General features: G+C 70.7%; 9 protein-coding genes. 5 read left to right on the top strand and 4 right to left on the bottom strand.

Annotation, left to right across the window (positions count from 1 at the left end; translation table 11 throughout):
- Positions 1-161: 161 nt before the first annotated feature.
- From ACTMVF_RS39290 to ACTMVF_RS39280, 3 genes are all read right to left on the bottom strand, one after another.
- Positions 162-1,136 carry a TauD/TfdA dioxygenase family protein gene (locus ACTMVF_RS39290; protein ID WP_441275880.1) on the bottom strand — a complete coding sequence of 325 codons (975 nt, stop codon included), beginning with the start codon at positions 1,134-1,136 and terminating at the stop codon, positions 162-164.
- Positions 1,137-1,244: 108 nt separating this feature from the next.
- On the bottom strand, positions 1,245-1,850 hold the full coding sequence (locus ACTMVF_RS39285; RefSeq protein WP_441275879.1) for an AAA family ATPase: 606 nt from the start codon (positions 1,848-1,850) through the stop codon (positions 1,245-1,247).
- Positions 1,851-1,871: 21 nt separating this feature from the next.
- Positions 1,872-3,425 (bottom strand): glycoside hydrolase family 32 protein, encoded by a 1,554-nt coding sequence (locus tag ACTMVF_RS39280; RefSeq protein ID WP_441275878.1) that lies wholly within the window; start codon positions 3,423-3,425, stop codon positions 1,872-1,874.
- A 204-nt stretch (positions 3,426-3,629) separates the two neighbouring features.
- On the opposite strand from ACTMVF_RS39280, the gene ACTMVF_RS39275 reads away from it, so the two are divergent.
- From ACTMVF_RS39275 to ACTMVF_RS39260, 4 genes are read left to right on the top strand one after another with little or no spacing between them, the layout of a single operon-like run.
- Entirely contained in the window at positions 3,630-5,039 is a 1,410-nt protein-coding gene (locus ACTMVF_RS39275; protein ID WP_441275877.1) for an extracellular solute-binding protein, read from the top strand.
- Positions 5,036-5,989 (top strand): carbohydrate ABC transporter permease, encoded by a 954-nt coding sequence (locus tag ACTMVF_RS39270; protein ID WP_441275876.1) that lies wholly within the window; start codon positions 5,036-5,038, stop codon positions 5,987-5,989. The genes ACTMVF_RS39275 and ACTMVF_RS39270 overlap by 4 nt, the downstream gene beginning before the upstream one ends.
- Before the next feature lie 14 nt (positions 5,990-6,003).
- Positions 6,004-6,858 carry a carbohydrate ABC transporter permease gene (locus tag ACTMVF_RS39265; protein WP_441275875.1) on the top strand — a complete coding sequence of 285 codons (855 nt, stop codon included), beginning with the start codon at positions 6,004-6,006 and terminating at the stop codon, positions 6,856-6,858.
- Positions 6,855-8,255 (top strand): glycoside hydrolase family 32 protein, encoded by a 1,401-nt coding sequence (locus ACTMVF_RS39260; protein ID WP_441275874.1) that lies wholly within the window; start codon positions 6,855-6,857, stop codon positions 8,253-8,255. The genes ACTMVF_RS39265 and ACTMVF_RS39260 overlap by 4 nt, the downstream gene beginning before the upstream one ends.
- Here the strand turns inward: ACTMVF_RS39260 and ACTMVF_RS39255 are convergent.
- Positions 8,218-9,282, bottom strand: coding sequence for a LacI family DNA-binding transcriptional regulator (locus ACTMVF_RS39255; RefSeq protein WP_441275934.1), 1,065 nt, complete (start codon positions 9,280-9,282; stop codon positions 8,218-8,220). The genes ACTMVF_RS39260 and ACTMVF_RS39255 overlap by 38 nt on opposite strands.
- Before the next feature lie 96 nt (positions 9,283-9,378).
- Here ACTMVF_RS39255 and ACTMVF_RS39250 point away from each other — a divergent pair, with 96 nt between their 5' ends.
- Positions 9,379-10,209, top strand: coding sequence for an aldo/keto reductase (locus ACTMVF_RS39250; protein ID WP_441275873.1), 831 nt, complete (start codon positions 9,379-9,381; stop codon positions 10,207-10,209).
- The last annotated feature ends 26 nt before the right edge of the window (positions 10,210-10,235 follow it).

The raw sequence follows: 10,235 nt of genomic DNA, 5'->3' as shown, positions 1-10,235 counted from the left end.
TCAGCGCCCGCGGACGCGCCGTGCCGGAGTCCGGTACCGGGCTGGAGCGTGGTCGATCATTCACCTGTACGACGACGAGATTCGTCAAACCGTTCACGTGTGCGACCAAGCGCTTTGGCCGGCCGAAGTCACCCCGCTGAGGACGGTGAGCTCACCGGCGGTCACCAGCGTCCCGGTTCGGTCCCGATGATCGGCTCCGACAGTGTGCCGTCCACGCCGACGGGCACGTCACCGGCGAGCATCACCCGGTGCATGGTCCGGGGGAAGTCGAGGTGGGCGTTGTCGCTGGGGGCGAGGTGGATGGTGGCCCGGTTGTCCCAGAAGGCCACGCTGCCGGGCTCCCAGCGGAAGCGGACGGTGTACTCGGGCCGTACCGCCTGCTCCAGCAGCATGTCGAGGATCGCCCGGCTCTCGGGGCGGGAGAGGCCGGCGATCTGCTCGACGTAGTAGCCGTTGACGTACAGCACCCGCTCGCCCGTCTCCGGATGGACGCGGACCAGGGGATGCAGCGAGGCCACCTGATGGTCCAGCAGATGGCGGATGTAGGCGTCGTCGCCGGGTCGCGGCTGGTAGCCGACGCCGAGGCGGTGCTCGGCGCGCAGGCCGTCCACGAACTCCCGCACGGGGCCGGACAGTCCGGCGTACGCGGCGGCGAGGTTGGACCAGGTCGTGTCGCCGCCGTACGGCGGTACGGTCTCGGCGCGCAGGATCGTCGCGGCGGGCGGGTCGATGCGGGCGCCGTGGTCGCAGTGCCAGCCGCGCAGCAGGGTGTGGCGGCGGCGGCGCAGCCACTCGTCGTGCTCCATGCCGAACTTCCCGCCCAGCTCCAGCCGGTCGGCGGTCGTCTCGACCTCGGGGAAGTCCGCCGGGGAGGCACTCCCCCGCTTGCGCAGGACGACCGGTTCGCCGAAGCGGCGCGCGAACGCCACATGCCCGGCGTGGTCCAGCCGCTGCCCGCGGAAGAACACCACCTTCCAGCGCAGTACCGCCGCCCGGATCACGGCGACCACGGCGTCGTCGAGCTCTCCGGCCAGGTCGACGCCCGTGATCTCCGCCCCGATGTGTCCGGCGACCGGTTTCACCTCGATCGCGGTGGCCTGCTCCGTCCCGTCCGCAGTGGCCCTGTCCGTCGTCATGCGCGCTCCGTAGGTCCGTCCGCCCGGCTCCGGTGGAGAGCCGGTTCCCCGAAGATCGTGACAGTGTTTCTCGGCACTGGCGACAGGGCCCGTTCCCTGCCCCTTCGCCTACCCGGCGCGCGCGTCGACGGCCGCCAGCACCAGGTCCGCCACTTCGGCCGCCGAGCACCCTGCCGTGTCGATCCGCATCAGATCGTGCCGGTCGACGGCCTGCGCCATCAGCTCCTGGTAGCGCTCGGTGCGGGCGAGGAACTTGTCCACCAAGTACCGCTCGGGGTCGGCCAGTTGGGCGTAGCGGGCCGATGTCCGCATCCGCTCGCGCAGGGTCGTGTCGTCCGCCGTGAGCCATACGGCCCGTGTGTGCGGCGTGGCCAGACCGGCCACGCGGGCCGGCCAGAGCGCGGAGCCCTCCAGGACCAGGCCCGGTCCGTGCCCGGTCGCGTGGTCGGTGACCAGTTCCTCGATGCGCGGCCACAGGTGTGCGTAGTGGTCGAGCACCGAGCGGATCAGCTCGTCGACGCCGAGGGTGGCGTAGTGCTCGGCCACATGCGGTGGCGGCTCCCACTCCGGCGTCCGCCAGGGCCGCCCCGGGTGACGGGCCAGCAGGTCGGTCGAGCGGCAGTCGAACCCGAGCCGCCGCGCGACGGCCCGGGCCGCGGTCGACTTGCCGGTGTGGGACGTTCCCCCGATGAGCACTACGCGCACGTCCTGCATGCCGGTGATCCTAGGGGCTTCTCACACCGAGAACTCCCTGATCACGGTGGAGCGGAACACCGCCGTCCCGTCGATCGTGAACAGCGCGAGCCCGGTGTCGGCCGGATCCGGGAATGCCTCGGTCGAGTGCGCGTACCGGCCGTCGTCCACGAACATCTCGACGGACGTACGGTCGATCAGGATGCGCAGTCGCACCGTGCGCGCGGACGGGTCGAAGGGGCTGCGGCTCTCCTGCCATCGGCCGGAGGTGTCGGGGCTCACGGTGTATCCGCGGTTGACGAAGGCGTAGTCGCCGTAGACGCCGGCGTCGATGTGGCGGCCGCCGTCGGAGGATCGCCGCAACTGCAGCCCCGCACCCGTGAGTTGGTCCCAGGTGATCTCTGTGGTCAGCTCGTAGGCCGTGCCCGTGTAGTCGAGCAGGAGGGTCCCGTCGACCTCCAGGTCGCCGAGATCCACCGTGCGCGAGACGTGGTCGTCGAGGCCGGCGACCGGCTGAGAGGCCAGGTAGTACGTACTGTCCGCCGCCCGCTTCAGCGTGACCTCGCGGACGATCGAGTCGGTGCCGTTGAAGCCGTCGCACTCCATCGTGGGCGTGGTGTTGGCGTAGTCCCAGTGGTTCATCCAGCCGCTCGCGTAGCGGGCGGCCGGGTCGAGCGTGCCGTTCGCGTCCCGCTTCTCGAAGGTGACGGCCGCGTACCAGTCCCAGCCGTGGTCGAGCCACTGAGGGTCGGAGGCGTCGGCGGTGAAGGTGGTGCCGTCGAAGGCGCCCGTCCAGTAGGCGTAGGTGCTCGGCAGCCCGGATGCCTTGCCGTTGGCACTCACGCCCAGCACCCACTTCCAGGTGCCGTCCTCGGCCTGGATGCGGAACAGATCCGGGCACTCCAGGACGCCGATGCCGCCCTTGATGAAGCCGCCGACGTACGTCCACGACTTCAGGTCGCCGGAGTGGTAGAACCCCACCTTGTCGTTCTCGGCGAGCGTCATCACCCAACGGCCGCGCTCCTCGTCGCGGATCACCTTGGGGTCGCGGAAGTCCCGGACGCCGGGGTTGGGCAGGACCGGATCGGTGCCGTGGTTGGTGAAGGTCCGGCCGCCGTCGGTCGAGTAGTACAGGTACTGCGCCTGCGTGACCTCGTCGGGCGCCATGGTGGCGATGACGATCACCGCGCCCGCGCCGAAGCCCGCTGTGTTCTCGGTGTCGATCACCGCCGAGCCGGACCAGACGTCGCCGTTGGGGGTGGTGTCCTTCGGCACGGCGATCCCGCGGTCGGTGAAGGAGACCAGGTCGGTGCTGGTGGCCAGACGCCAGGTGGTGCCGGCGGTCGTGCCGCCCGTCGAGTAGTCGGGGTTGTAGAGGTAGTAGTAGTGGTACTCGCCGTCGATCCACACCGGCCGCTGGGGATCGTTCATCCACTGGTCGGGGACGGTGAAGTGGTACTCGGCGCGGTAGCTGCCGGTGCACGCCGCGGCGGCTTCGGACGCGGCCGCCGCGGGCCTCGAACCGGTCGGCAGTAACGCGCCGGCCGCGCCCACGGCCGAGGCGATGAACAGTGATCTCCTGGATATTCCGGGCATGGATATTCCGGGTATGCCGGATGCGCCACGCATAGTGCGGCTCCCTTCCCTGACGCCGTCGTCAGGTCTTGCGGCTCATGTGGAGCAGGACTCTGCGACCTAACTCGTTAAAGGTCAAGTGGTTCACGACTATTGACAGGGCCGTAACACGGTTTCCATCATCTGGGGCATCACTACTCGACTAACACGAGTTAGGCCCGTTAGATGACCGACTCGCACCTCACCCGCCGCACCTTGCTGCGGTACGGCGCCTACGGCGCGGGAGCCGCCGCGCTCGCCGGTACCGCCGCCGGCTGGGACCGGCTCACCGGAGCCGACATCCCCGGCCGCGACGACGGCTCCCTCGTCGTCGCCACCCTCGGCCCCGCCTACGGGCCGGAGGCCATCCGCACGCTCACCGAGGGCTTCAAGCAGGTCCACCCCGACATCAAGCTCCGTATCAACGCCGTGCAGGCCGTCGACTGGTCGGACTTCTTCGCGAAGATCCTCACCCAGATCGCGGCGGGCACCGCTCCCGACCTCGTGTATGTCGCCACGGAGGGCGTCCAGCTGTTCGCGCAGCGCCTCGGGGTCCCGCTGGACGACTGGGTGAAGCGGGACGCCGAGGAGCTGCGCGAGTACTTCGCCGACGTCCATCCCTCGCTGGTGGAGTCGATGATGTACGAGGGGAGCCTCTACCAGCTGCCGGTCGAGTTCAACGCGGCCGACATGTACCTCAACAACCAGGTGCTGAAGCGGGCGGGAGCGGACTTCCCGGCGGCCGACTGGACCCGCGACGACTTCACCGGCCTGCTGCGGGACATGAAGAAGTCCAGTGGTTCGCAGTTCACGCCGTACTTCTGGACCAACCGGCTGTGGGGCGGCGTGGTGCCGTGGCTGTTCGCCAACGACACCAACCTGCTCGCCGAGTCCAAGGCGCCGGGCGGGGCCTGGCTGTGGGACTCCTTCTACCCGGCCGACCGGCGGCAGGGGCGCGGGGGCGGCTTCCGTTGGACGACCCCGCAGGCCACCGACGCGCGTGTGGAGGAGGCGTACGACTATCTCGCCTCCCTCGTCCAGGAGGGCCTGTGCACCCGGCCCGAGGGCGGCAACGGCCAGAACCTGATCGGCGTGTTCTCCACCGGCCGGGTCGGCGTCACACCCGCGGGCGGCTTCTGGGCGGGCGGCCTGCACCTGGCCGGCATGCGGGCCAACGGCTTCGACGTGCAGTACTTCCCGCGCTGGCGCACCCAGCGCATGCAGTACGGCGCCGCGGGCTACGCGCTGCTGCGTACCTCGAAGCGGCAGGAGGAGGCCTGGGAGTTCATCAAGTACGCCGCCCGCCGGGACACCCTGACGCGGCTGTTCGAGACCAACCAGACCACCCCGGCGCGCCGCTCGATGCTGACCGCCGACCGCTACCGCGAGACCGGCCCGGATCACTGGCAGGTCTTCTACGACACCCTCGACAAGTTCCCCGACACCGGGCCGATACCCGCGCCGCCGCAGGTCGCCGAGGTCGAGCAGGTGCTGCTCAAGCACACCGGTACGGCCCTGGCCTCCCGGCGTGCGGTGGCTCCCGCGCTGCGGCGGATGCAGAGCGATCTGGAGAAGGCCATGGAGCGTGACGTATGACGAACACCCAGATCCCGGCCGCACGGCCGAAGCAGCCAGCCGCGCCGCCGGCCGTCGCTCCCCGTGCCTCCGCCCGCGACCGTGGCACCCGGCTGCTGGCCACGCTGTTCCTGACGCCCACGATCGTCGGCATCGTCGTCTTCACGGTCGTACCGATCGTCGGCTCGGTGGTACTGAGCCTCTTCCACTGGAACGTGATCGACGACCCGAGCTTCGCCGGGGCCGCCAACTACCGTGAGGTCTTCACCGATTCGACGGTGCTGGTCTCCTTCGGCAACACGCTGGTGTTCATGGTGTTCGCGGTCGCGCTGCAACTGCTGATCGCCCTGGTGCTGGCGCTGGCGGTGAACGGGCGGATGCCGGTGTGGCTGCGCTCGGTGTTCCGGTCGGCGTTCTTCTTCCCGCTGGTGCTGTCCGCCGCGTCGATCTCCGTGGTGATGAAGTACCTCTTCAACCAGGACTTCGGGGTCGTGAACTGGCTGCTGGGACTGGTCGGCGTCGCTCCGGTGCCGTGGCTGACGTCCGAGAACGCGGCCATGGCCACGGTGATCCTGGTCTATGTCTGGCAGCAGTTCGGGTTCTCGTTCCTGCTGTTCGTGGGCGGTCTGAACAACATCCCCAAGGAGATCCACGAGGCCGCCTCGCTCGACGGCGCGACGGGGCTGCGCAAGCACCTCAACATCACGCTCCCCCTGCTGTCGCCCACGCTGCTGGTCGCCTCGGTGGTCGGCATCATCAACGCGCTCCAGGTCTTCGAGCAGCCGTACGTCCTCACCAACGGCGGGCCCGGTGACGCCACCCGGACCGTGGTGATGGTCATCTACGAGAGCGCGTTCGAGCAGCTGCGCTTCGGCGAGGCCTCGGCGGTGGGTGTGCTGCTCTTCGTGCTGATCATGGCGGTGACCGCCCTCCAGTTCCGGCTCAGCCGGCGTTTCGTCCACTACCAGTGAGCCGGGTGAGTCCCTTGAGCCAAGCAACCCTGTCCCTGAGCCGCACCCGGCACTCCCTCGCGCCGTGGGCCCGGATCGCCGCGCTGGCCGTGTGCGCGCTGCTGACCCTGGGCCCGGTCATCTGGACCGTCTCCACCTCGCTGCGCACCCCCGCCGAGGCCTTCGACCTGCCGCCGAAGCTCATCCCGACGGACCCGTCCACGGAGGCGTACCGCGGGGTCTTCGACCAGATCGACGTCTGGGTGCTCGCCCTCAACTCCACGCTGGTGACCGCGCTGATCGCGGTGGGCCAGATGATCACGGCCGGGCTCGCCGGATACGCCTTCGCGCGCCTCGAATTCCGGTTCAAGAAGCCGCTGTTCGGGCTGGTCCTGGCGACGATGATGGTGCCGTTGCAGGTCACCATCGTGCCGGTGTTCCTGGTGCTGAAGTCGATGGGCCTGACCGACACCCTGCTCGGTCTGATCATCCCGGCCTTCCCGACCGCCTTCGGGACGTTCCTGATGCGCCAGTACTTCCTGGGCATGCCGAAGGACCTGGGCGAGGCGGCGATGCTGGACGGCTGCGGGCCCTGGCGGATCTTCCGATCGGTGTACGCGCCGCTGGCCGCGCCCGGCCTCGCGATCGTCGGCGTGCTGGCCTTCAACTACCACTGGAACGAGTTCTTCCGGCCGCTGATCCTGGAGACCTCCGGGCAGAACTACACGCTCCCCCTGGGCCTGGTCTCGCTCCAGGGCAACCTGGGCACCGGCTCCATCTCGGTGGTGCTCGCCGGTGTCGTCCTCTCCATGATCCCCGCCGTCGCCGTGTTCGTCGTCGGTCAGCGCCCTCTGCGTGAGGGCATCACGTCCGCAGGAGTCAACCGTTGAGCCTCACCGCTCAGTCCACGGACCCCGGCGCCCCGCGCTTCCGGGTCCGTCCCCCCGCCAACTGGATCAACGACCCGAACGGGCCCTTCCGTTGGCGGGACCGGTACCACCTCTTCTACCAGCACAACCCCGACGCCCCGGTGCACACGAACGTCCACTGGGGGCATGTCTCCAGCCACGACCTCGTCCACTGGGAGCACCATCCGATCGCGCTCACCCCGACGCCCGGCGGCCCGGACGAGGCGGGCTGCTGGTCGGGCTGTGTGGTCGACGACGACGGCGTGCCTACGGCCGTGTACACGGGCGTCGACCGGCACCACACCGGGCTCGGCTCGATCTGCCTCGCGCGGGCGCTGGTGCCGGAGGACGAGACACTCACCGACTGGCGCCCCCTGCCCACGCCCGTCGTGACGGGTCCGCCCGCCGGCCTGGACGTGGTGATGTTCCGCGACCCGTTCGTGTTCCGGAGCGGTGGCCGACGGTGGGCCCTGGTCGGTGCGGGGCACGCCGACGGAACCCCGTCGGTGCTGCTGTACGACTGCGACGACCTGGCCGACTGGCGGTTCGCCGGGGTGCTGCTCGACGGCGACGACCCTGTCGCGAGGGACGCGTTCGGCGACAAGGCGGTCGGCTGGGAGTGCCCGCAGCTGTACGCGACGGCGGGCGGGGAGTGGGTGCTGGTGGTGTCGCTGTGGGACGGCGACCCGTGCTCCACCGGCTATCTGACGGGCCGTCTCCAGCCGCATGGCGAGGGCGGGTTGCGCTTCGAAGCCCGCGTCGGCGGGCGGCTCGACCACGGACGGGACTTCTACGCCCCCGCCGTGCTCCAGGAGCCGGACCGGGCGTTGCTGTGGGGCTGGTCGTGGGAGGCCCGTGAGCAGGACGAGGTCGACCGCGCGGGCTGGGCCGGGGTGCTGACCGCGCCGCGTGTCGTGGACGTCCATCCCGACGGCGCGCTGTGTGTCGTACCGGCCCCGGAGCTCGAACTCCTGCGTGCGCCCGAGCCGTTCGTCACGGCAACAGGACGCCGTACTCCGCTCCCTGAGGCGTACGACCTGACCGTCACCGCATCCGGCCGCACCACCGTGAGTCTGCTGCGGTCCGCCTCGGGCGCGGAGCTGACGGTCGTGCTGGACCCGGCCGAGGGCACGGTGACGCTCGACCGCGGGGACTGGCCGCGCACCCGGCCCGGCGGATCGGCGCCGATCGTGGTGCGGGCACCGGCAGGTGAGGTGCGGATCCTCGTCGACGGCTCGCTGCTGGAGCTGTTCGTCGGCGACCGGGCCACGGTCACCGAACGGGTCTACCGGCGCCCCGACGACGTGCCCGAACTCCTCGTCACCGGCGCCGGAGCCACCGTCACCGGCTGGGAGCAGGCCCCACCGACGCACGACTGATCACCGGACAGGCCAGACGCCGCACCGTCGCGGGCGGCGTCCGGCCCGTGTCGATGGCATCCAGGAGCAGCCGGGCGGCGACCTCACCCATCGCCCGGTGGGGCAGGGCGACGGTGGTGAGGGGCGGGGTGAGGAACTCGGCCATGTGTTCCTGGTCGTCGTAGCCGACCACCGACAGCTCGCCGGGCACGGTGAGGCCGAGCCGGGTCGCGGCGTGCAGGGCGCCCGCCGCGACGCGGTCGTTGTAGCAGAACAGGCCGGTGGGGCGCCGGTCGGCGGGGGCGCCGTCGAGGACGCGCATGGCGCCCTCGTACCCGCCGGCGATCTCGCCGCCGGTACGCACGACCCACTCCATGGGGACGGTGATCCCTTCGGCGCGCAGCGCGTCGCGGAAGCCGCGCAGGCGGTCGACGGAGGCGATGTCCTCCTGGCCGCCCACCATGGCGACCCTGCGGTGCCCCTCGTCCAGCAGCAGCCGGGCCGCCGTACGGCCTCCCGCGCGCTCGGCGGGGATGACGGCGGGCAGGGAGTCGTCCTCGGGCAGGCAGTTGGCGAGGACGGAGTGGGTGCGGTGCAGGCCCTCGGGGACGCGGACGCGGCGCAGCGACATGGCGGCGTAGATGATGCCGTCCACACGCCGGTCGAGGAGTTCGGCGACGGCCGCGTCCTCCTTGGCCGGGTCGCCGCCGGAGTCGATGGTCAGGACGAGGTGCTCGCTGTCCCAGGCGGTCTCCATGGCGCCGCGCAGCAGCCGGCCGGCGAACGGCGAGGAGGCGATCTCGTCGGTGACCAGGCCGATCACGGCCGTACGGCGGCGGCGCAGGCCGCGTGCGACGGGGTCGGGGCGGTAGCCGAGCTCGGCGGCGGCCCGGCGGATGCGCTCCTGGGTGGCGGGCGAGAGGTTGCCCTCGGCGCGGCCGTTGAAGACGAAGGAGACGGCCGTGTGCGACACCCCGGCGAGCCGGGCGACGTCCCGTGACGTGGGACGCCCCGATCCCGTCGGGTGCTTCTCCTCGGTGCCGTCCATGCCGTCCGCTGCCCTCATGCCCCACCCGTCCGGTTGATCAATCCTCACCCTATCCGTGACGCTGGATGCACGACACAGTCAAGGGAAGGTCCGGCAGTGATCAGCATCCCGACCCACACGCTCAACGACGGCACGACCCTCCCCGCCCTCGGCCTCGGCACCTGGCCGATGGACGACACGCAGGCCGAGCAGGCGGTTCACGAAGCGCTGGAACTGGGGTACCGCCTCGTGGACACGGCGACGAACTACCGCAACGAGACCGGCGTGGGCCGTGGCGTCGCGAGCAGCGGCGTGCCCCGCGAGGAGATCGTCGTGACGACCAAGCTCCCCGGCCGGCACCACGGCTACGAGGAGACCCTCGCCTCCTTCGAGGAGTCCCGCGCCCGCCTCGGCCTGGACTACGTGGACCTGTACCTCATCCACTGGCCGCTCCCCCGCGTCGACAAGTACGTCGACTCCTGGAAGGCCATGATCAAGCTGCGTGAGGACGGACTCGTCCGGTCGATCGGCGTCTCCAACTTCACGGCCGAGCACATCGAACGGCTGGAGAAGGAGACCGGGGTCCTGCCGTCGGTCAACCAGATCGAGCTGCACCCCTTCTTCCCGCAGGCGGAGCTGCGCGCCTTCCACACCGGCAAGGGCGTCCTGACCGAGAGCTGGAGCCCGCTGGGCCGCGGCACGGACCTGCTGGACGATCCCGTGATCGTCCGGATCGCCGAGACGCTCGGCGTGACACCCGGCCAGGTCGTCCTGCGCTGGCACGTCCAGCTGGGCGCCGTCCCCATCCCGAAGTCGGCCGATCCCGGGCGGCAGCGCGCGAACCTCGATGTCTTCGGATTCGAACTGGACCCCGAGCGGATGACGGCGATCGCGGACCGGGCCCACCGGCGCGTCGGCGGGGATCCCGAGGTGCACGAGGAGTTCTGACGGGGGCGGAGCGCGCGTTGCGCGCT

The sequence above is a fragment of the Streptomyces sp. SD31 genome, assembly GCF_052068475.1.
Classification (GTDB): domain Bacteria; phylum Actinomycetota; class Actinomycetes; order Streptomycetales; family Streptomycetaceae; genus Streptomyces.
This window is presented reverse-complemented; position numbering and strand designations above follow the sequence as displayed.